24 protein-coding genes and 1 pseudogene are annotated in these 21,283 nt (G+C 46.5%); 19 read left to right on the forward strand and 6 right to left on the reverse strand.

Annotation, left to right across the window (positions count from 1 at the left end; translation table 11 throughout):
• Positions 1-10 precede the first annotated feature (10 nt).
• The 12 genes and pseudogenes from H8698_RS11845 to H8698_RS11905 all read left to right on the forward strand — a co-directional run.
• Positions 11-496: a 3-isopropylmalate dehydratase small subunit gene (locus H8698_RS11845; protein ID WP_177680229.1), complete on the forward strand. Its 486-nt coding sequence runs from the start codon at positions 11-13 to the stop codon at positions 494-496.
• Positions 497-511: 15 nt separating this feature from the next.
• A complete protein-coding gene (gene leuB, locus H8698_RS11850; RefSeq protein ID WP_249313699.1) occupies positions 512-1,570 on the forward strand; it encodes a 3-isopropylmalate dehydrogenase in 1,059 nt (352 codons plus the stop codon).
• A gap of 18 nt (positions 1,571-1,588) precedes the next feature.
• Positions 1,589-2,581 carry a CAP domain-containing protein gene (locus tag H8698_RS11855; RefSeq protein WP_249313700.1) on the forward strand — a complete coding sequence of 331 codons (993 nt, stop codon included), beginning with the start codon at positions 1,589-1,591 and terminating at the stop codon, positions 2,579-2,581.
• 14 nt (positions 2,582-2,595) lie between these two features.
• On the forward strand, positions 2,596-3,114 hold the full coding sequence (locus H8698_RS11860) for a shikimate kinase (protein WP_249313701.1): 519 nt from the start codon (positions 2,596-2,598) through the stop codon (positions 3,112-3,114).
• 18 nt (positions 3,115-3,132) lie between these two features.
• A complete protein-coding gene (locus tag H8698_RS11865; protein ID WP_177680225.1) occupies positions 3,133-3,480 on the forward strand; it encodes a histidine triad nucleotide-binding protein in 348 nt (115 codons plus the stop codon).
• 14 nt (positions 3,481-3,494) lie between these two features.
• A complete protein-coding gene (locus tag H8698_RS11870) occupies positions 3,495-4,346 on the forward strand; it encodes a deoxyribonuclease IV (protein ID WP_249313702.1) in 852 nt (283 codons plus the stop codon).
• Between the two features lie 11 nt (positions 4,347-4,357).
• On the forward strand, positions 4,358-5,014 hold the full coding sequence (locus H8698_RS11875; RefSeq protein WP_249313703.1) for a bifunctional 4-hydroxy-2-oxoglutarate aldolase/2-dehydro-3-deoxy-phosphogluconate aldolase: 657 nt from the start codon (positions 4,358-4,360) through the stop codon (positions 5,012-5,014).
• A gap of 1 nt (position 5,015) precedes the next feature.
• Positions 5,016-5,978, forward strand: a complete 963-nt coding sequence (locus H8698_RS11880; RefSeq protein ID WP_249313704.1) for a 2-dehydro-3-deoxygalactonokinase — start codon at positions 5,016-5,018, stop codon at positions 5,976-5,978.
• Positions 5,979-5,997: 19 nt separating this feature from the next.
• Positions 5,998-7,200: a hypothetical protein gene (locus H8698_RS11885; protein ID WP_249313705.1), complete on the forward strand. Its 1,203-nt coding sequence runs from the start codon at positions 5,998-6,000 to the stop codon at positions 7,198-7,200.
• A gap of 18 nt (positions 7,201-7,218) precedes the next feature.
• Positions 7,219-8,625 carry a hypothetical protein gene (locus H8698_RS11890; protein WP_249313706.1) on the forward strand — a complete coding sequence of 469 codons (1,407 nt, stop codon included), beginning with the start codon at positions 7,219-7,221 and terminating at the stop codon, positions 8,623-8,625.
• A gap of 7 nt (positions 8,626-8,632) precedes the next feature.
• Positions 8,633-10,030 (forward strand): aminotransferase class I/II-fold pyridoxal phosphate-dependent enzyme, encoded by a 1,398-nt coding sequence (locus tag H8698_RS11895; protein ID WP_249313707.1) that lies wholly within the window; start codon positions 8,633-8,635, stop codon positions 10,028-10,030.
• Positions 10,031-10,295: 265 nt separating this feature from the next.
• Positions 10,296-10,610: pseudogene (locus H8698_RS11905) on the forward strand (helix-turn-helix domain-containing protein); the annotation flags it as partial.
• A 264-nt stretch (positions 10,611-10,874) separates the two neighbouring features.
• Here H8698_RS11905 and H8698_RS11910 read toward each other — a convergent pair.
• Positions 10,875-11,426 carry an NADH peroxidase gene (locus tag H8698_RS11910; RefSeq protein WP_177680218.1) on the reverse strand — a complete coding sequence of 184 codons (552 nt, stop codon included), beginning with the start codon at positions 11,424-11,426 and terminating at the stop codon, positions 10,875-10,877.
• A 57-nt stretch (positions 11,427-11,483) separates the two neighbouring features.
• Positions 11,484-11,873, reverse strand: coding sequence for a Fur family transcriptional regulator (locus tag H8698_RS11915; protein WP_249313708.1), 390 nt, complete (start codon positions 11,871-11,873; stop codon positions 11,484-11,486).
• Positions 11,874-12,073: 200 nt separating this feature from the next.
• Between H8698_RS11915 and H8698_RS11920 the strand changes: the two genes are divergently transcribed.
• From H8698_RS11920 to H8698_RS11950, 7 genes are read left to right on the forward strand one after another with little or no spacing between them, the layout of a single operon-like run.
• Positions 12,074-12,802, forward strand: a complete 729-nt coding sequence (locus H8698_RS11920) for a polysaccharide biosynthesis tyrosine autokinase (protein ID WP_249313709.1) — start codon at positions 12,074-12,076, stop codon at positions 12,800-12,802.
• 18 nt (positions 12,803-12,820) lie between these two features.
• Positions 12,821-13,531, forward strand: coding sequence for a CpsB/CapC family capsule biosynthesis tyrosine phosphatase (locus H8698_RS11925; protein ID WP_249313710.1), 711 nt, complete (start codon positions 12,821-12,823; stop codon positions 13,529-13,531).
• Positions 13,532-13,565: 34 nt separating this feature from the next.
• On the forward strand, positions 13,566-13,916 hold the full coding sequence (locus H8698_RS11930; protein WP_249313711.1) for a hypothetical protein: 351 nt from the start codon (positions 13,566-13,568) through the stop codon (positions 13,914-13,916).
• Positions 13,917-13,920: 4 nt separating this feature from the next.
• Positions 13,921-14,346 carry an ATP-binding protein gene (locus H8698_RS11935; RefSeq protein WP_249313712.1) on the forward strand — a complete coding sequence of 142 codons (426 nt, stop codon included), beginning with the start codon at positions 13,921-13,923 and terminating at the stop codon, positions 14,344-14,346.
• A gap of 36 nt (positions 14,347-14,382) precedes the next feature.
• The gene (locus tag H8698_RS11940; protein WP_249313713.1) at positions 14,383-15,666 is read left to right on the forward strand and encodes a [Fe-Fe] hydrogenase large subunit C-terminal domain-containing protein; all 1,284 of its coding nucleotides are present in this window, start codon (positions 14,383-14,385) and stop codon (positions 15,664-15,666) included.
• Between the two features lie 20 nt (positions 15,667-15,686).
• The gene (locus tag H8698_RS11945; protein WP_249313714.1) at positions 15,687-16,013 is read left to right on the forward strand and encodes a DRTGG domain-containing protein; all 327 of its coding nucleotides are present in this window, start codon (positions 15,687-15,689) and stop codon (positions 16,011-16,013) included.
• Complete coding sequence (locus tag H8698_RS11950) at positions 16,010-16,729, forward strand: PHP domain-containing protein (RefSeq protein ID WP_249313715.1); 720 nt, start codon at positions 16,010-16,012, stop codon at positions 16,727-16,729. Before H8698_RS11945 ends, H8698_RS11950 begins: the two co-directional genes overlap by 4 nt.
• Positions 16,730-16,765: 36 nt before the next feature.
• Here the strand turns inward: H8698_RS11950 and H8698_RS11955 are convergent, their stop codons facing one another.
• From H8698_RS11955 to H8698_RS11970, 4 genes are read right to left on the reverse strand one after another with little or no spacing between them, the layout of a single operon-like run.
• Positions 16,766-17,731 carry a Gfo/Idh/MocA family protein gene (locus H8698_RS11955; protein ID WP_249313716.1) on the reverse strand — a complete coding sequence of 322 codons (966 nt, stop codon included), beginning with the start codon at positions 17,729-17,731 and terminating at the stop codon, positions 16,766-16,768.
• Positions 17,732-17,752: 21 nt separating this feature from the next.
• A complete protein-coding gene (locus H8698_RS11960) occupies positions 17,753-18,562 on the reverse strand; it encodes a sugar phosphate isomerase/epimerase family protein (RefSeq protein WP_249313717.1) in 810 nt (269 codons plus the stop codon).
• A 13-nt stretch (positions 18,563-18,575) separates the two neighbouring features.
• Positions 18,576-19,334 carry a sugar phosphate isomerase/epimerase family protein gene (locus H8698_RS11965; protein ID WP_249313718.1) on the reverse strand — a complete coding sequence of 253 codons (759 nt, stop codon included), beginning with the start codon at positions 19,332-19,334 and terminating at the stop codon, positions 18,576-18,578.
• Positions 19,327-21,273 (reverse strand): FAD-binding protein, encoded by a 1,947-nt coding sequence (locus H8698_RS11970; protein WP_249313719.1) that lies wholly within the window; start codon positions 21,271-21,273, stop codon positions 19,327-19,329. Before H8698_RS11970 ends, H8698_RS11965 begins: the two co-directional genes overlap by 8 nt.
• Positions 21,274-21,283: the final 10 nt, after the last annotated feature.

Consider the following 21,283-nt stretch of genomic DNA (forward strand, 5'->3'; position numbering starts at 1 on the left):
CGGTGGTCAAATGGAATTTCAGAGCAGAGTAATCCGGTATGGCGACAACATTAACACCGACGTCATCATCCCGGCGAGGTATTTAAACACCAGCGACAGCGGCGAGCTTGCGCTGCACTGCATGGAGGACCTGGATTCGGAATTTCAGGAAAAACTGAAGTCGCGCAAAATGATTGCCGGCGGTAAAAATTTCGGCTGCGGCTCATCGCGGGAGCACGCGCCCCTTGCCATTTTGGCCAGCGGCGTTTCCTGCGTAATTGCCATCAGTTTTTCCCGAATTTTTTATCGGAACGCCTTTAACATTGGGCTTCCCATTTTAGAGTGCGCCCGGGCAGGAGAAATAAACGACGGCGACGAGCTTTTTGTTGATGTAACCTCCGGGAAAATAAAAAATTTAACCCAGAACACAGAATATGACACCGCGCCGTATCCTGATTTCATGCAGGAAATTGTAAAGTGCGGCGGTTTAATTGGATATTTAAAAAACCAAAAGTAAGCGAGCTGATATTTTATGCAAATGCACATTGCAGTGATTCCGGGAGACGGCATCGGCCCGGAAATTACCCAAGCCGCAAAAATGGTGCTCGATAAAATTGCTTCCGTGTTCGGCCATGAAATTGCCTATACCGAGGTGTGTGCCGGCGGCGCGGCCATTGACCGGTTTGGCGACCCGTTGCCGGCGGAAGAACTAAAAAAATGCCAATCTGCTGACAGCGTTTTATTGGGCGCTGTTGGCGGCCCAAAGTGGGACAGTGCACCCCGCCGGCCGGAGGACGCACTGCTTGCTTTGCGAAAAGCCTTGGGGCTTTATGCAAATCTGCGGCCTGCGCTCTTAACCCCCTGTCTTGCACAAGCTTCCCCTTTAAAACAGGAACTGGTGCAAAACGGGCTGGATATTTTGGTGGTGCGGGAGCTTACCGGCGGCATTTATTTCGGCAAACGGGGGAAAGACGCCGTTTCGGCCTTTGACGTTGAACAATATTCAGACTTTGAAATAGAGCGCATTGCACGCAGAGCTTTTCTTTCCGCCCGCGGACGGAAAGGGTGCGTTGTGTCCGTGGACAAGGCAAACGTGCTGGAAAGCTCTAAGCTGTGGCGCAGTATTGTAAGCCGGGTGCAGCAGGAGGAATTTCCCGACGTTGCGCTGTCTCACATGTACGTGGACAACGCCGCCATGCAGATTGCCACGAATCCGTCGCAGTTTGACGTGATTGTGACAACGAACATGTTCGGCGACATCTTATCCGACCTTACTTCGGTTATCACCGGCTCTATCGGGCTTTTGCCCTCTGCCAGCTTAGGAGACAGCAGCCCGGGCATGTATGAACCCATTCACGGCTCTGCGCCGGACATTGCGGGAGAAAATAAAGCCAATCCAATTGCCACAATTTTATCCTGCGCCATGATGCTGAAATTGGATTTTGGCCTGGCGTCAGAGGCAGAAGCAATCGAACGTGCGGTAAACGGCGTGTTAGAAGACGGCTGGCGCACGTTCGATATAAAAGATAACGATAAACCATATATCGGCACAGCCGAGATGGGCAGGCTTATTGCAGACTGCATCAAATAATTATTGCGGAGAAAAGACATGCTGAAAAAAATTGTCATATCCTTGGCCCTTGCTCTGTCTATCATCACGTTTTCAGAGTTTGACACAGAACGCTTTCTATATGAATTAAAACAGAATTTTGCAGGAGATACCGTTCAGAAAAACAACGCAGCAGACGTTTTGTATGAGGGAAACCGAAGCGTATCCATCGGCATGTCTTATGACGACGTTTTGTCCGCTTTCGGCGACCCTGTGGACACACAGGTAAGCGAATATGGGTTTGTGTGGAATATTTTTCATGAAAATTTTAAAAACTATATGCAAATCGGCATTCAAAACGAACGGGTTGTGGCCATTTACACCAACTCGCCGCGGTTTTCGTTCCGGGGCATTTGTGTTGGTTCAAGCGCCGCCGACGTGAACTTAACCTTTGAAAAACCCATTGATTTTATTATCAAGGGCAACACAAAATATATTATGAACGGCTTAAACGCGGATAAGACGAACATGGAGCTGTTTCACACCGGAAGCCTGTATGTTACCTTTTTTTATGACGTATTCAAGAATAATTCGGTAACATCTGTCAATATAATAGAATATAACACCGAGCTGAGCTATGACCGTTTATATGCGAATCAAAGCCCGGAGCTTAAGGAAAGCTTTGAAAAGCAAAATTTTTATGTGACGAACGCACTTCGCGTTCGGGAGGGGCTGCCCCCCTTTTCGTTTCACCAGGGCATGGCTAATGTTGCGCTTTTGCATTCTCAGGAAATGGCGGAAAACAACTATTTTAACCACACCGACCTTTCCGGCGGAACCGTTGCAGACAGAGCGCACGCCGGCGGCGTAAGATTTAAGGTGGTGGGTGAAAACATTGCAATGGGCGCGCAAAACACCCTTTATATGCACGAGCTTTTGATGAATTCAGAGGGACACAGAAAAAACATCCTGGCGGACTACACAGCACTTGGTACCGGTGTTGCATTTTCTAAAGAGGACGTTCCCTATCTTACGCAAAACTTTTTCAGATAATTTTTGGAGGGCTTATGAACAAAAACATTGTTTTAGTCGGATTTATGGGCACCGGTAAAACGACCATTGGGCGCCGGGTTGCAAGCAGGCTGGGACTGGATTTTTACGATACGGATGAATATATTAAAAGGTGTGAAAACATGCCGGTAGCCGACGTGATTACGAAAAAGGGCATAAAATATTTTGAGGGTGCCCAGCGGTTTGCCGTTACAAATATATGTGAAAACAAAAATGTTTTAATTGCCACAGGCGGCTCAACCCTTTCTGATGAACGGAACAGGGCGCTTCTTTCTGAAAACGGAATTTTGGTTTGGCTCAGGGCAAAGCCCGAAACCATTTATGAAAACACGAAAAATTCGCACAATAAACGGCTGGAAATTTCAGGAAAATCCGTTAACGAAATCTCACAAATTCTGGCCCAGCGGGAAAAGGATTATTCCGGCTGTGACATCACCGTTGACGTTGACGGCAGCCGAAACATAGACGTTGTTGTGGAAACTGTAATTGAAAAAATTAAACCATTGATGAACTGACAAGGAGGACAACAAAAGATGAGCGACACAAACTGCATTTTCTGTAAAATTATTCACGGTGAGATCCCGTCAACCAAGGTTTATGAGGACGATTTGGTCTACGCGTTCCGGGACATCTCACCCGCCGCGCCAGAGCATATTCTAATTGTTCCCAAGGAACACATTTGCTGTGCAAATGAATTAGAACAAAAACATGAAGCCTTAGTTGGACATATCATTTTAACCGCGGCGAAAATTGCAAAGGATTTGGGTTTTGCAGACGACGGATATAGAATTATCAACAACTGCGGCGAAAACGCAGGACAAACTGTGTTCCACCTGCATTTTCATCTTCTGGCCGGCAGCGAATTTACAAACTTAGTATAAATGAGGGATTGAATATGTTTACAATTGGATGTCACCTTTCAGCTTCAAAAGGTTTTTTGGCAATGGGGAAAACTGCGGTGAGTATCGGCGCCAACACCTTTCAGTTCTTCACCAGAAATCCCAGAGGGGGAACGGCGAAAGCATTAGACCAGTCAGACATTGACGCATTTTTAGAATATAGCCGGGAACATGGCATCGGCATTATTTTGGCCCATGCCCCCTACACGTTAAACGCCTGCTCGAAGGACGAAAAGATCCGCGAATTTGCAAAAAACACCATGGCAGACGATTTGCGGCGCATGGAAGCCGTTCCCGGAAACCTTTATAACTTCCACCCGGGAAGCCATGTTGGACAGGGCATTGAAACGGGGATTGAACAAATATCCGCCCAGCTAAATGAGCTGTTAACGCCTGAGCTTACCACAACAGTTTTGCTGGAAACCATGGCCGGCAAGGGAAGCGAGGTAGGCAGCCGCTTTGAAGAAATGAAAGCAATTATCGACCGGGTGGACTTAAAGGACAAGCTTGGCGTGTGCTTAGACACCTGCCACGTTCATGACGCGGGGTATGACGTTGTGAACGATTTAGACGGCGTGCTGTCTGCGTTCGACCGGGTGATTGGAATTGACCGTCTGCGGGCCGTTCATATAAACGACAGCAAAAACCCCTTTGAGAGCCATAAGGACCGGCACGAGGTAATTGGCGGCGGGTCGATTGGAACAGAGGCGTTTGCCCGCATCATCAACCACCCCCAGCTTTGTGGGCTGCCCTTTTATTTGGAAACGCCAAACGAGCTGGAGGGCTATGCAAAAGAAATTGCCATGCTGAAAGATTTAAGAGCGGACAAGCCCGCTGCAAAAGCATAAGGAGAAACAAAATGAAGGAACAAACCATTGAACATGTGCTTGCTCATAAAATTATTACCATTGTGCGCGGCGTTGACCGGGAGAATATATTTAAAACTGCTGAAGCGTTTATTTTGGGCGGAATTGCCTGCATGGAAATTACCTACGACGCAGCAAGGCCCGAAACCCATGCTGAAACGGCTGAAACCATTCGGCAGCTTAACGAACGCTTTTTAAAAGATTTAATGATTGGGGCAGGAACCGTTTTAACGCCGGAGCAGGTTGTGATGACGAAAGAGGCCGGCGGGCGCTATATTATCTCGCCCAACGTGAATAAAGACGTTATTCAAAAAACTGCCCAGTGTGGTCTGGTGTCCATGCCGGGGGCGTTTACGCCCACCGAGTGTGAGGAGGCCCACCGCTGGGGGGCCGACTTTGTGAAGCTTTTCCCTGTGGGCGGAATGGGGCCCGGATATGTAAAAGACTTAGCCGCTCCCCTTTCCCATATCCGTTTTTTGGCTGTGGGCGGCGTTACTGCTGAAAATTTGCCTGCCTTTTTAAAAGCGGGTGCAGTTGGTGCGGGAGTTGGCAGCGATTTAGTGAACAAAGAACTTATTTTATCCGGCGCGTTTTCAAAAATTACCCAGCGGGCAAAACAATATGTAGAGGCCGCGTCACAGGAGTGTTAACATGTTTCTTACAATCGACACAGGCACCACCAACACCAGAATTTACTTAGTTGACGGAGAAACGGTAAAAGACAGCATAAAAATAAACGCCGGGGCCGGCGACACTGCAAAAACAGGAAGTAATCAAATTTTAAAAGAAAGCATTCAGAACGGAATTTGCAGGCTTCTGTCCGATAATGCGTTAAAAGAGCAGGATATCAGTGCGGTTTTTGCCTCCGGCATGATTACCTCGGAGCTGGGGCTTTGCGAGGTGCCCCACGTAACCGCGCCGGCAACGCCTTTGTGCCTGAAAGAACATGCAAAAACTGTTTTGCTTTCCGATGTTGTGTCCGTTCCCATTACGTTTATCCCGGGTGTAAAAAACAATACGGATTTTAAAAGCCTTGCCAATTTAAATGAAATGGACATGATGCGCGGCGAAGAAACCGAGCTGTTTGGCTTGATGAAGCTCTTAAAAGTAAAACCGCCGTTTACGGCTGTTCTGCCTGGCTCCCACACAAAATTTGTGGCGGTGGGAAATGAGGGGCAAATTTTATCTTGCCGCACAACCCTAGGCGGCGAGCTTTTGGCCGCTTTGTCGGAACACACCATTTTGAATAACAGCTTACCTAAGCCGCTCATTTCTAACATTGTGCCCGAATGTTTAAATGCCGGGTTTGAATATAGCAGGGCCCACGGGCTGAGCGATGCCGCTTTCCGCGTGAGGCTGATACATAACTTTACAAATTTAACAGAAAACGAGCGGGCAAACTTTTTTGCAGGCGCTGTGCTCGCCTCAGACATTCAGGCGCTGGGTGAAATTACACCGGAAACTAAGGTTTTGGTAGGCGGCAGCGACCCGTTAAGAGGCGTTTTTATACATCTGTTAAAAACTTATACCCGCTGTGAGGTAATTGAGGCAAGCGACGAAGCGGTGAATCTTTCCACCGTTTATGGAGTATTGGAATTGTTTTATTTAGAATAAAAAACAGGAGGGAAATCAAATGAAAAAGAAACTATCCGTTATGATTCTGGCGCTGACACTTTTGCTGCCCGGCACAGGCGCTTTCGCCGCAGACGGCAGCGAAAGCGCCGACGGCGGCGTTATTGGCCACATTTATTCCACCGACATTTTGACCTACGTGAACGGCGAGCCCATTGACGCTTATAACATTGGCGGCAAAACCGTTGTAATTGCAGAGGATTTGGGCGACTGGAATTATGGATATACATACGATTATAACGACGAAGAGCGGCTTTTATCTGTAGAATCATATTTTTATCTGCCGTGGCAGGAGCACGGTGCAATTCCCCGAGGCCAGACCGGTCAAATTCTGGGCGACGTTTATCAGACCGACATTAAGGTGACGTATAACGGAATAGAAGTTACAGGCTATAACATTGGCGGAAGAACCGCAATTTGCATTGAAGAAATCGGCGACACTGCGGACAGCCCCCACGAAACTTACGGCTATTCAAAATATTTGGCATATCATGTTTGGAACCCGGCGGAAAAGACAATTTCGCTTTATAGCTATTTTAACAACATTGACGACATGCTGGGCAACCACATTTCCCGTGTGGCGTTTACCTTTGCTGACAATGTACTTTACGCTACGGCGGACGACGACGTTCCCTGGGGTTCTATTTTCCCGTCGGTGAACGGAATTCGAACAGATTCAGTCGAAGACGCCTACACCTATTATTACACGGAAGAATTTGGCGATCAAAAATATGTAATGTCGCCCCTATACTTGGACATTGGCGGCAGCCGGACTGAAATCGGCACCTGCGTTGCCGTTTGGGATGAAGACATAGAAACTGACAGAACCTATCTGCAACTTGACGACCCTGCAGCCGCAATTTCCCTTGCCGCATCTGTAAAGACACCTGCTAAGACCTATGATGAGGCAATGGCGTTCTTAACCGAAAAATATGAATTGAAGGACAGAATTGACAACGACAACTATACCGTCCTTTTGTTGAATGACGAAAATAAAAACGACCTCGTCTATGCAGTGAAAAAGACCGGCGGCTATGCAAAGCTTAGCGAATGGGCGGCGCAAGACAATAGAACCGTTGGAATTCTGCTAGGTGATTTAGAAAATGAAGTTTATGTAACCGTTTATCCATTTGCAGATTCCCACGGAAAACCGACCACATTGCATGAATCTCACAGACTTGATTTATGGTATAATTTTGATTAAAAATCAGGAGGGGTTAACATGAAAAAGTTTTTTGCGGCATTTCTTGCGGCGCTTCTCGTGCTGGGTACAAGTCCAGTATTTGCAGAAGACTCATTTAATTACACCATTACCGTCGACGGTGTTACTGTTCCCAGCGAGCCGGGGTATAACGGCAGCCTTTACCGCTACACCTCCATTGCCGATGCATTGGGATATGAAACAGCGTTTCATGCTGAAACCGGCATAGTGGAGTCAAAAAAAGGCGATATAACCGTTACTTTTGCAGTTTCCGGCTACGGTGGTGCAACTGTTGTACAGGATGATGAATTTAAAGACTATCTCGGTTATTTCTATGCCCAAAATATTTATGATAAACTGTATATTTCCTATTATAATGCAGAAGCACTCGCTTCTGTTGTAGATGCAGGGCTTGTCGTAGATGAATCTGCCAGCACTGTTTCCATTTACTCTTCCGCCGGCAAGCAGGCATTAGCGGAGCAAACGGACGCGCGCCTGACGCTGTTTAACGAAATGATGGGCTTAACCAGGGACAAAAACTACACCTCCCAGGGAACGGGTAACATGACAATGAACCTTTCCAGCAAGCTGTTTGGCCTTTCGGGAACCGGAGAAATTAACTTTGAAACGGTTTCTGCTAAAAGCGGAAATAAAACATATTCAAAGGTCATCACATCCAACAGCGGTCTGATGAATTTGCTCCACCTCAACATCGATGACGATGAAATTTCCAAATCCGAAACGATAGAAATTTATACGGACGGGCAGCAAGTTTATTTGAAAAGCAAAACCCTGACAAAGGCGCTGCTGCAGGAAGAGGAGTACGCTTTTTCCTACGAATACCCGGAACAAACTGAACTGTTAATGGACCAATGGGTAACCACAGATAACTTTCCCCCATCTTATCGGCTGTTGCTGAACAATGGCATAACCTTAGGCAATTTTATTGTGGATTATTGCTTTGAAACCGCAACTTATTACGCCAACCCAATTGACATGATTGACATGTTTGTTACGCTTATGTCAGATGAAAACATCACCGTTACGGAAAACAACGGGCTGAAAACATATGCCTATAAAATTGACAAAAATACATACTTAAAATGCTTAGAACCGATGATTCCTGAAATGAGCGAGGAGGAGCGCGCGGAATTTGACGCCGTGATGGACGGCTTTGAAATGGAAATGACCGCTGCAGAAACGGTAACGGCCGACGGAATTAAGTCGGTCTCCGGCGGAAAAAGTTCGCTTTCCAATGTGCCGAATCCTTGGAATGAGGACGTATTCTCCGGCGAAATTCTCTTTTCAGCAGAAGAAACCGCAGCATTTTCAGAAAACGTGGAATATGCATTTCCCGATGTGTCCGGTGCGGTAAATCTAACTGACTTTGTAAAATCAGTTACAGACGCGGACATATTCGAACATTGATTAAGCCATGAAACAAACAGAAAAATCGCTGCTGAACCGGCTGACGGAATATAACGAAACTGCTGTCCCCATGCACATGCCGGGTCACAAACGAAATACGCGCCTGTTAAAAGCATCCCTTCCGTATGAGATTGACATAACTGAAATTGACGGATTTGACAACCTACACGACATGAACGGCGTTTTAAAGGAAACGGCTGCTTTGGCGGCCTCGCTTTACGGCTCGAAAGCGGCCTTTCCCTTAGTCGGCGGCTCCACCTGCGGAATTTTGGCCGCAGTGCATGCTTTGGCAGCCTTCGGTTCCCATGTTTTAATTGCGCGGAACTGCCACAAATCGGTGTTTCACGCAGTGGAGCTGATGGGGCTTTATCCGCACTATGTGTGTCCGGAACCCGACGGATTCGGAATTTGCGGAAAAATTACGCCGGAAGCCATTAAAAGCGCTCTGTGTGCGGAACGCAGCATTCGGCTTGTGATTGTAACCTCCCCCACCTATGAAGGGGTTATAAGCGACATAGCAAACATTGCCGCAGTCTGCCACGAAAATGGTGCTCTGCTTTTGGTGGACTCTGCCCACGGGGCGCACTTAGGATTTTCACCCCGGTTTTGTGCAAGTGCTGTTTCCTCCGGCGCAGACGCCGTTGTAATGAGCCTACACAAAACCATGCCTGCGCTGACGCAAACCGCTCTTTTACACATCTGCACCGATGCCGTTGACAAAAACAAAATAAGCGAGGCGCTTTCTATTTTTGAAACCTCAAGCCCCAGTTATGTTTTGCTGTCGTCAATCGATGCGTGCCTGCGGTTCATTTCGCAGGACGGGGAAGCTTTGTTTTCAGCTCTTTATGAAAACCTGTCGTTCTTTTATAAAGAAACAAATGATTTAAAGGCGCTGTCTGTCCTCCAATATGACGATTTCAGCAAACTGATTATATCCACAAAAAACACCGCGCTTACCGGTATCGGACTTGCAGACATTTTGCGCAATCAATTTCACATCGAAGTGGAAATGACAGGAATTGATTATATTTTAGCCATATCCAGCATCTGCGACAGTAAAGAAAACCTGATGAAATTTGCCGCGGCACTAAAGGAAATTGATGCAGAAGTTCCGGTTTTGCAGACCGAAGTTGGCGCAAAAAAAGAGATTGTGCTTCCCCAAATGCAGGAAACGCCCTCCGCCGCCCGCCAAAGGTGCGGCGAGTTTGTGCCGCTTTCCTGCAGCGAGGGGCGGGAATGTTTAGAATATGTTTGGGCCTATCCCCCGGGCATACCGCTGATTGTGCCCGGCGAGCGGATTGACCGGCGCTTTATTGAAACAGCAGAGGACTTTTCACAGGCAAAAATACCGCTGAAAAGCACAAAAGGATTGTTAGACAATAAAATATGGGTACGAAAAAAGTAAATGCCGCTGCAAAACAAACTGCCCCAGTTTCTACAGGCAGCGCAACTACCCTTACAATTATTGTATCTGAACCTTGTAAGCGTCGGAAATTTGAAGCCGATATATTAAATTTTCGTGTAAGCAACTGTCAGTTGCGGAATAGTTGGTGGCATGCAACCGGGCTTTTGGTGTATTATGAAAGCAAAAGGAGGCCTCCATCATAGCATTAAACGAAAATATTAGAGCCCGGCGCATGCAGCTAAAGTTATCTTAAGAATATGTTGCGGATCAATTGGGTATCAGCAGACAGGCTGTGGCAAAGTGGGAGTCGGGAAAAAGCACCCCGACAGCGGCAAATTTGGCAGGATTAGCCGCTTTGTTTGAAATGAACATTTCTGAACTGGTTGAGCCGGAAAATTATGTTCTGAAACAGAAAAAACAAGAAGAACAGGTTAAAAAAACACAGAAAAATATTAAAATGCATGTAGGCCATGCAGGAGCGCTTATGATTTTTTCAATATTCATCTTGCCCCAATGCCTCTTGATCAGACGGGCATTCGCTAACTTTTGTCAGACGCAGTTACTGCCGTTTGTCTTATAATATAATATTAAATCTGAAATACTGGCGGCATATTTGGAAGCCGCAATAACGTTTTTTATTTCTTTCAATATAAAAAAATTCACCTTATAAAATGAGGAATTTTATGCAAAAGATATTACAGGATATGCTTTTCAATCTTTTACGTAAATATAAAAAACACGATTAACCGAAATCAGTTAATCGTGTTTCGTGTCTGTTTTACCGGAAAGCCTTGTTTCAAGCGGCTTTCAAAGCTTATTTAATCCTATCTGTTTGTATTTGCGATTAGCCAAAATATCTTTTGAGCATACCCTCAAAGCCTTTGCCGTGTCTTGCTTCGTCTTTCGCCATCTCATGAACCGTGTCATGGATTGCGTCGTAGCCAAGCTCCTTTGCCTTTTTTGCAATTTCCAGCTTGCCTGCTGTTGCTCCGCACTCTGCTTCCATTCTCATCTGAAGATTCTTCTTTGTGTCGGCGCAAACAACTTCACCTAAAAGCTCTGCAAATTTTGCAGCGTGCTCTGCCTCTTCCCACGCAGCCCGAATATAGAACTCGCCGATTTCGGGATAACCTTCGCGGATTGCCTGACGGCCCATTGCAATATACATGCCAACCTCTGTGCATTCGCCTTCAAAGTTTGCCTTTAATCCTTCGTAAACTTCAGCGTCGATTTTATCTTTTGCGCCTACGCCAATCACATGTTCACAAACAAAATTTAAGGCTTCATCTTTCATTTCTGTGAATTTAGAACCGGGAACGCCGCACTGGGGACATTTTTCAGGGGGGGTGTCACCTTCGTGAACATAACCGCATACTGGACATACAAATTTTTTCATAATCGTTACCTCCATAATAAAAAATTTATTTAATAAAATATAAAAAACAAAGTTAATTTATGCGTTTCTCTTTTGCTTTTCGCTGCAATCTTTACATATGCCGTAAACATAGAGTTTATAGTAGTTTGCTACAAAGTTATCGCTGAGGTTTTGGTTTAAAATTTCTTGCGGCAGCTCGAAAAACATATCGGAAACCGTTCCGCACGAGGTGCAGACAAAATGCTGATGGTCTGAGGTATCAGCATCGAAATGGTCGGTTTTATCCCCTGTGGAAAGCCGAACCACCGTTCCCGTTTCGCAAAGCCGGCCCAAATTTCTGTAAACAGTGGCCAAGCTTAAATTCGGAAGCGACGGCTTTAAGTCGGCATAAATGCGCTCCGCCGTGGGGTGCTCTTTGGTATTTCTTAAATAATTCAGGATGGACTCCCTCTGTTTTGAAAAGTTCATAGTTCATCTCCCAAAAACAATAATAATAATTATTTTTAATTTCAAGATTATTATAATGCATACAAATTCTTTTGTCAAGCATTTTTTTAAAATTTTTTTATTTTATTGAAAAATGTCAAATACTCTGCTATAATATAAAGTACTGTAATTATAAAAACTTATATGTAATTATTTTATACTAAGATTAAGGAGTGTATTGTGTGCGATTGCCCGATTTTATGATAAAAAACCACAGAAGGCATGTTTTGTCCGATGCGGACTTAATAACAAAAAACTCCAGCCCTGCATTGTCTGAAGCGTTAAAGGGCGCAAGGACGAATTTAATGTATGCGCTGGCCGACATAGACGGCGGGAAATGTGTGTTTATGACCTCAGCTTTGGCTGCCGAGGGAAAAACAACAACCTGCATCAACCTTGCAGTTTCCCTGGCCCAAACGGAATCCCGCGTTCTTTTAATTGACTCAGACCTTCGCCGCCCAAGAATTCATACTTACTTAAATATTAAAAATAAAGAGGGGCTGGCGAATTACCTGGGAGGGTTTTGCGAACTGGAGGCCATTGTCAACCATCTCAGCGACTTGAACCTCGACTGTATTACGGCGGGCAACCTCCCCCCCAACCCCACAGAGTTGCTTTCATCAAAAAAAATGAAAAGCTTTATTGAATTTGTAAAGGGAAAATATGACTATATTTTGTTTGACACGCCCCCTGTCAACATTGTTGCAGATTCTTTGGCCCTGGCACAGCTTGTGGAAAACGTTATTTTTGTCTGCAAATGCGGTGTCAGCTTAACCACAGAAATTCAAAAGGCGCTGTCAGCTTTAAAATTTGCCAATGCAAAGGTGCTGGGCTTTATTACAATTGAAACAAACCGGAAAAAGAAAAAATCGAAAGACTATTCGGGATATTACTATTACGAGGAGTCTTAAAAACTGAGGGAATGCGTTATGAGGTATATTGATTTTCACACTCACATTCTGCCGGAAATGGACGACGGCGCAAAAAGCGTTGGCGAATCGCTTGAAATGCTGAAAGCCGCGCATCTAAGCGGCGCCCAGACTGTGTTACTCACACCGCATTTCCTGACACGGGAGCCGGTTCCAGATTTTTGTGCGCGGCGGAACAGCAAATATGCTTTGCTGAAAAAAGCGATGGAGGAAGACGGCGGCACATTTCCAACGCTGCTTTGCGGGGCAGAGGTGCCCCTTTACGGCGGGCTTTCCGAAAACAACGATTTGGAAAAACTGTGCATTGAAGGAACTGACCTGCTTTTGCTGGAACTTCCTTTTCCTGCATGGAATAAATGGCACATTCAGGAAGTATATAATATCATAGCCAAACAGAATGTAACGCCGGTTATGGCTCACATTGAACGCTATTTAAACAAACCGAAAGAAATTGAAAAGCTGGACCAGTTCGTCTCTGTCGGCGCAAAGTTTCAAATGAACGCGCCCTCGTTTTTAACCTTTTCAGGAAAACGCATCATCAAGGTCCTGGCTCGGGAGGGGCTGATTTGTGCCATAGGGTCAGACTGTCACAACCTGACTTCACGCCCGGCTGATATTTCCCACGCCATGTCGCTAATGACAAAACATCTTGGCGGCTCGTTTCTTCGGGAAATTTTTGAAAAATCGAAACAACTATTAAATTTATCATGACTGAATAACCGATTTTGTGAGGAGAGAAAACGCTATGAAACTAAAAGAAGTGCAGGAAATTCTAAAAGCAAAGGTAATTACCTCCGTAACCGGCTGGGAAGACATTGAAGTGAAATCCGCCTGCGGCTGCGATTTGATGAGCGATGTGCTGGCATTTGTAAAAAACCAGGCGTTGCTGCTAACCGGTCTGGTGAACCCGCAGGTAATCCGCACAGCGGAAATGATGGACATTAAAGTAATTGTGTTTGTCCGCGGAAAAATGCCCGGGGAAGACGTGATAACGCTTGCCGAAAAACTTGACATGGTGGTTTTTACAACCGACACCCCACTGTATGTGGCCTGCGGAGAACTTTATTCAAATGGCCTTTCCGGCAAGGGGGAATAGAACGATGTCCCAGAACCTGAAGCTTCACTACGACATTAACGGTTCTGATTTTACCATTGCCGGCCAGGCTTCCAGCAATATAAAAAAGGTTCTAAAACAGCTTGGCGTTGCACCGGATATTATCCGGAAAGCCGCAATTTCCATGTATGAAGGGGAAATTAACACCGTAATTCACGGCAAAGGCGGCGCAGCGGATGTTGAAATCACCACCGATAAGCTCATTATTACGTTTACAGACCACGGCCCGGGAATCCGCGATATTGACCAGGCCATGCAGGAGGGCTTCTCCACAGCTACTGACGAGGCCAGAGAGCTGGGCTTCGGCGCAGGCATGGGCCTTCCCAACATGAAAAAATATTCCGACGAGCTCAACATTGCCTCCCGTTTGGGGGAGGGCACCACCGTTGAGATTGTAATTTATATTGCATAACGAAAGCACCGATTTAAAACATTGGAGGTGTCATTCATGGGTTTTAGCAATGACCAGCTGTATCATTCCGTCACCCTGGACGAAAGCAGATGCAAAGGCTGTACTGCGTGCCTGAAGCGGTGTCCCACCGAAGCAATCCGGATACGCGACGGCAAAGCAAAAATTATAAAAGAACTGTGTATCGACTGCGGCGAATGCATTCAGGTTTGCCCATACCACGCCAAACAGGCGGTGATGGACACATTTGCTGAGCTGGATAAATTTAAATATAACATTGCCGTTCCTGCCCCTACGCTGTATGGGCAGTTTAATAATCTGAGGGATATTAATTATGTGTTAAACGGCCTTTTGCACATTGGATTTGACGACGTTTATGAAACGGCTAAGGCAACGGAGGCTGTTACCGATTACACCAAAAAACTGCTGGAGGAGGGAAAGCTGGAAAAGCCCATTATTAACTCGGCCTGCCCGGCAGTGCTGCGGTTGATTACGGTGCGGTTTCCCAACCTGATTTCCCACATCCTGCCTGTGATTGCCCCCGTTGAAGCGGCAGCCATTGCCGCCCGGCGTGAAGCGGCTTTAAAAACCGGCATTGCACCGGAAGACATTGGCATATTTTTCATTTCCCCCTGTGCGGCCAAAGCCACCACTGTGCACAATCCCATAGGCCTAGTAGAATCGCCCATCAGCGGTGTGCTGTCAATTAAAGAAGTGTATATGCGTCTTTTGCCGGTTTTAGGAAAGCTGACAGAGGTGAAACCCTTAAGCAACTCCTCGTTAGAAGGCATTAGCTGGGCGCGCATCGGCGGCGAAATTAAGGCGCTGGGCAAAGGGCGGTGTCTGTCTGTCGACGGAATTGACAGCATTATATCGCTTTTGGAAGAAATTGAAGACGACGAAACGTTAGACATTGATTTTATAGAAGCGCTTTCCTGCAACGGCGGCTGTGTCAGCGGCCCGCTTACCGTTGAAAATGGGTATGTTGCTAAAATGCGTGTTGTGGAAATTGCAAAGGCGCAGGGCAGGAAAAATATTCCAAGAAGACCGGTTTCTGTATGCGAGGAAGAGCTTGACTGGAACAAACCGGTGCTGTATCGGGATATTCTTCATTTAGATGAGGACTTTTCCGTTGCCATGCAAAAGCTGGAACAAATTGAAATGATTTACGCCAGGCTTCCGCAGACAGACTGCGGCTCCTGCGGGTCGCCTACCTGCAAGTGCCTGGCAGAGGATATTGTCCGCGGCGCGGCTGTGGAAACCGACTGTATTTACAAAATGCGGGAACGGTTTTCAAAGCTGACGCAAAAGGACCAATCATGAAATTGAAGGAGTGAAACGTGATGCTGGTTCGTGAATTAAAAGAAAAGCTTGGGCTAGAGCCTGTAAACCTTGCGGAAGCAGATACGGAAATTACGGGCTGCTATATCGGAGATATGCTGAGCGTGGTTATGTCGAAGGCGGAGGAAGGGAACGTTTGGCTCACCGTGCAGACCAATGTGAATATTGATGCGGTGGCAGTGTTAACGGAAGCTGCCTGTATTATCGTTGTGGAAGGAATGGAGCCGGACAAGGATACGATAGAAAAAGCAAAACTGCAGGGCGTGACAATTTTAAAATCTTCCGATTCCGCATACGAATTGGCCTGCAAAATCCGTGAATTGATATGACCTGCTACTGCGATTTACACATTCATTCCGCTCTCTCCCCCTGCGGCGACAACGATATGACGCCCAATAACATTGTAAATATGGCGGTGCTCTGCGGCTTAAACATCATTGCCATTACCGATCATAACAGTATCGGAAACGTGGAAGCCGCTATGAAGGCTGCGGAAAACCTGCCCATTACCGTTGTGCCGGGAATGGAGCTCGAAACGGCGGAAGAAGCGCATTTTGTCTGCCTGTTTCCCACGATGGAAAAGGCGGCAGGCTTTAACAGCTGGCTAGACAAGTACCGGCTGCCGATTCAAAATAAACCAAAGATTTTCGGCGACCAGCTCTATTTAAACGAAAAGGACGAGCCCACCGGAACGGAAGAGTTATTGTTGGTTACAGCCGCCTCCTGCTCTATTTACGACGCGGCGCCGGCGGCGCGAAGCTTCGGCGCGGCCATCTTTCCTGCCCATGTGGATAAAACCGCCTACAGCGTCATTTCCAATTTGGGAACCGTGCCGGAGGATTTGGGATTTACCACGGTGGAGCTTTCAAAAAACATATCGAAAGAGGAGGCGCTTTTTAAGTTCCCCTACCTTTCAAAGTACCACATAATTACAAATTCTGATTCCCACTATCTCGACTCGTTTTACGAAACCCAAAACCCAATTGACCTTGAAGAGCCAACGGCGGCAGCGCTGATTAAAAAGCTGTCGTCTCCCCTTGATTAAAATAAAACAAAGGACCGCGGTTATCGCGGTCCTTTGTTACATATCGTTTAATAATACCTCTTTCTTTTCCTTGTTGGACCGGTTTGCCGCTTCCACCAAAATGGTGTTCAGCGCGCCGTCTGCAGCATTCGGGAAATAAGGTTCTTTTTTCAGCGCCTTATCAACAAAATTTTGCATTTGAACTACAAACACGTCCATGCCGCCGAGAGGCTCAACGGTTTCAACGCGGTATCCGTTTGTGTTCATAACAATTCTGTCAGGCCGTTCAATTCGCATGTAGCCGTTTTCTCCAACAAAGCTTAAGGCTAAATCATATCCTGTCCACACGGTACCGGTAGAATAAGAACTCATGAGCTGCCCCTTTATGCCGCCGAAATAATCCACAGTGAGATAGGCCTGATTTTCCCGTTCCCAGCCCAAGGAATAATCCAGCTCCGCCCGAACTGCGGCCGGCTCGGTGTTTAAAATCCAATGAATTAAATCATAATCATGAACAGAAAGCTCATACATGCAGCCCGTCTTTTTAATCCATTGCCGATTGGGGTCGTCGTCAAAGGGCTGGTTTTTCACAGCCGATACTGCGAAAACCTTGCCCAGTTCGGGAACAAGCTCTTTTGCTCTTTGAAAAATCGGTTCATAACGCATTTTAAAACCGATTCCCACCGGGATTTTTGTTTCATTGCTTCTCTTCTCAATTGCTTTTGCCTGTGAAACATCCATGGTCAGCGGTTTTTCACAAAAAACTGCAATGCCTCTGTCCAGCAAATCCATCACAATATCAAAATGCGCTGCAGGCGGTGTAACAACGCTTACGATGTCCAGCTTTTCTCTTACACCGTCAAGCGACGGATAAGCGGTCCCGCCAAATTCCGCTGCCAGCGCTTCCGCGCGGCCGATATCCGTATCAATCAGCGCTAAGAGGTTTACGTCCTTTAATTTGGAATATGCGTTGGCGTGCAGCCGTCCGATTCCGCCGCAGCCAATAATTCCTACATTTAACATATCAATTCTCCAATCTGCTTTTTACAATAAGCTTTTTATATAATTAACACATTCTTTTACGCCTGTTTCCGCATCGGGCAGCTGGTCAGGATACCAGCGTTTTTCATATTCAAAAGACAAATAACCCCGATAGCCTGAGAGCTTTTTCATAATTTCACTCCAGGGAACAATTCCCTTTCCTACAACACAGGCCTTACGCTCCGTACCTTCCATATAATAATCCTTCACATGCACATATCCGATAATGTCTTTTTGAACCTCAAAGGTATCCTTCCAGTCTTCTTCTGTGTCATGAAGAACGTTCGCCGGGTCATACAGTGCTTTGATGCTGTCAAATCCAGCTTCGTTAATCAGCTTATAAGTGTTTTCGCCTGTTCTGGTCATTGTTCCCGGATGATTTTCCACCAAAACGGTAACGCCCGTGCCGCTGGCATATCTGCCGATTTCTTTCATAGCCGCTACCGCATTGTTCCAGTTTTCTTCCCGGGTTCCGCCGGCTTCCTCCTTGCCGCCGTAAGCCCGTACAAAGCCTGCGCCCATTTTTTTTGCAAGGTCAATGGCCTTTTTCATTCCGCAAATGTTTTCTTCCGCAATTTTTGGGTCAATGTTGTTAATGTCCCAATAGTAAGGCGTAAGCGTTACCACTCCGTCTGGTAATTTCTTTGCTGCGCTTAAAATGGTTTCAATTTTTTCTTCTTGGTCGCCAATCGAAAATGCACCGCCTTCCTGCGCGACGATTTCAATACCGTCAAGGCCGATTGTTTGATAAAGCGCAATTGCTTCTTCTACCGTTAAATCCGGCGTGCCCATTGTGTGTCCCACAAATTTCATGTTTTCCTTCCTCCTAAATTAATAATGAATTTAATGTATGTGCATCGTTCGCGCACTGCTGCGTGCTGTTATCCTTCAAAAATTCCAGCATAAAGCCATGGCGTTTCCCATCGCTTTTTACAATATCTATAAAGCTTTTCCAGAGCGTTTTCCCCTGGCTTAGCGGAAATTTGGCTTCGTTAGCGTCCCAGTAAAACACATGCACATGGTCAAGATACGGCAGCGCCATTTTTAAGGCCAGCCGGTTTTCATCTTCTGTTAAAGCAAAGTTCGGCTGCCAATAAAGATACAGATTATCCCGCTGTACAAGCTTTACAGTATCCACCGCGCTGAACCGGTTGTCTGTCAGCGTCCAGCCGTGGTATTCATAGCAGATTTTTATATGACGTTCCTTTGCCATATCACAAATAATTTGTGTGTCCTCCACGACTTTTTTTACATATGCCTCGTCCGCCCGCCAGGACCACTTTGTCCCGGCCCATACACGGATAGACGGCGCTCCCAGCACTTCCGCCGTCTTTAAATAGGGTAAAAAATCCTGCTTTGGATTTTCATTTTCTCCCGCCCTGTAATAAGAGCCGTATGCAAAGGTCTCAAGACCCGCCCGCTCTGTGATTGCCCGCACCTGCTTTGCACGCTCTAAATCGCCCGGGGGCACATGAACATCGCCTCCCCACTCAATTCCTTCCAACTGTGACGCAACTGCTGCTTTTGCAACCTCTTCCGGCGCAAGACCCCGAAACGAAACTGACACCAAGCCTGATTTAAGCATGTTTCCCTCTCCTCTCTAAAAATTCGTTCCAAACCGTTTCAAACCAATTGTCACTTTTAGGAATGGGGCGAACGTCTTCCATGCGGCTGTCTGCCCCTGCTTGCCGGTATGTTGTATATATAATTTTGTCACAAAAGGCGTTGCTGCTTTTTGGGGCCAGATGCAAAATGTCTGCTGCGCTCCAAAAAGTTTTGCTGTCTTTTAAAACAAGTGCGCCGCCCCTGCTGCCCATTTTTTTGCCCGAAAAAATCATTGCGTCCAACACCGCCGTTTGGGTAATCAGCATATCCCGGTATTTTAAACACGCAGGTATATCGTCAGCAGAAACGCCTTCCGCCGCCTGCCAAAACCTGCAAAGCTCTGAGGATACCGCTTCTTTCAGGCGTTCCATCTCAATCATGTTTCGTATCATAGAAGCACATCTGCTCATTTCCGCCTGTAACGCTTCATACGTTTTTTTAAAGCCAACATTTCCTCTGCCGGAATTTGCAGCGGTCAGCCTGAAAAAGTCATCCATCCCCTGCTCCATTGCAATTTGCTTATACGCTTCCGTGGCTTTCAAAACTCTTGTTTCTTTAGCATATGCAATATGTTCCGCCGCGCGCAGCGCCCCAACCTGTGCTGCATTCAGCGCTGTGCCGCCCGGCCGGTAAGTCCCAAAAGTACCGGCGGCCTCCCCCACGGCATAAAGTCCTTTAATGTTCGTTTCCCAATTTTCGTCAACGGCAAGGCCGCCGTTTGTATGCTGTGCGGCCACCGTTATTTTCAGTGGCTCACGGCTAAGATCTATGCCTTGACGATAAAAAAGCTCAACAGCTTGGCGGTTCATTTTTAAAAGCCTGTGAATGGGGGTTTTGATCAGTGCGTCGGAACTTTTTAAATAGGTATATGCCTCTTGGGACAAATCGCCAAATCCGTTTAAAAGGGCGGTTGGCTCACATGTAAAATCTAAATAAACGGTTCTGTTTTTATTTACCGTTTCGTTATAAACAATGAAATCAATTACGCTGGAACCACAAATTTTCTCGGTGTCGAAAGGCCACTGATATCCTTTCAAAAACACAAAATTTACGCTGTCGGCCACGGATTTCAAATAGCCGGGCAAAAATTCCCGCTTTGTTCCGTTTTCGTCCACTGAAATATAACGAGGCATCACCTGCTGGTAGGTGCCGGAGAGATTCCACTTAAAATCAACAGATGCAATTCCATATTGCCACTCCTGCAAATTTGCGCCTTCGGCACCGGCTTCCAGGGCCATTCCCGTCATTCCAGTCTGTCCCGGCGGATAAACGGTGTTTTTATAAATTTGACAATGCCCGCCGGTTGCAAGCACAATGTTTTTACAGCGAAACATTACAAACTCATTTTTCTTTTTATCAAATCCTGCTGCACCGCTCACCGCACCATCCTCTACCAGCAGTTTAAAAACAATGGTTTCGTCCAGAATTTCAATTTGCTTTCTGCGTACCGACTGCTCTAAGCACTCAGTCATAAATTTTGACGTCAGGGGGCCGGCGGAGGTGGCACGTTTTCTGTTGTCGTGGTCTGTAGTATAACCCACATATTCACCATAGCGGTTTGTGGGAAACGGAACCCCCAGGTTCACCAGCTTTATAAACGACCGCACCGAACAGGCCGCCTCGGCCAGGGCGGTATCGCCGTTAACACCCCCGCCGGAAAACAGCGTCTGCGCCAGTTCTGACACAGAATCGCTCTCGCCCGACGCCAACGACAGTTTGTAGTAGGTTTGCTTATCGCTTCCCGTATTTCGTGAAGTTCCCATGTTTATTCCCTCGGTCACCAGCGCAATGTCTTGATGGCCAAAATCGAAAAGACTGTCTGCAGCGTTTAATCCTGCGCAGCCGCTGCCAACAATGAGTGTATCAACCGAATACAACGTAAGCAGTTTGCCTGAAAATTCAATCTGTCCGCGCTGCACCTTCATCCCT

The sequence above is a fragment of the Congzhengia minquanensis genome, from assembly GCF_014384785.1.
GTDB lineage: Bacteria > Bacillota > Clostridia > UBA1381 > UBA9506 > Congzhengia > Congzhengia minquanensis.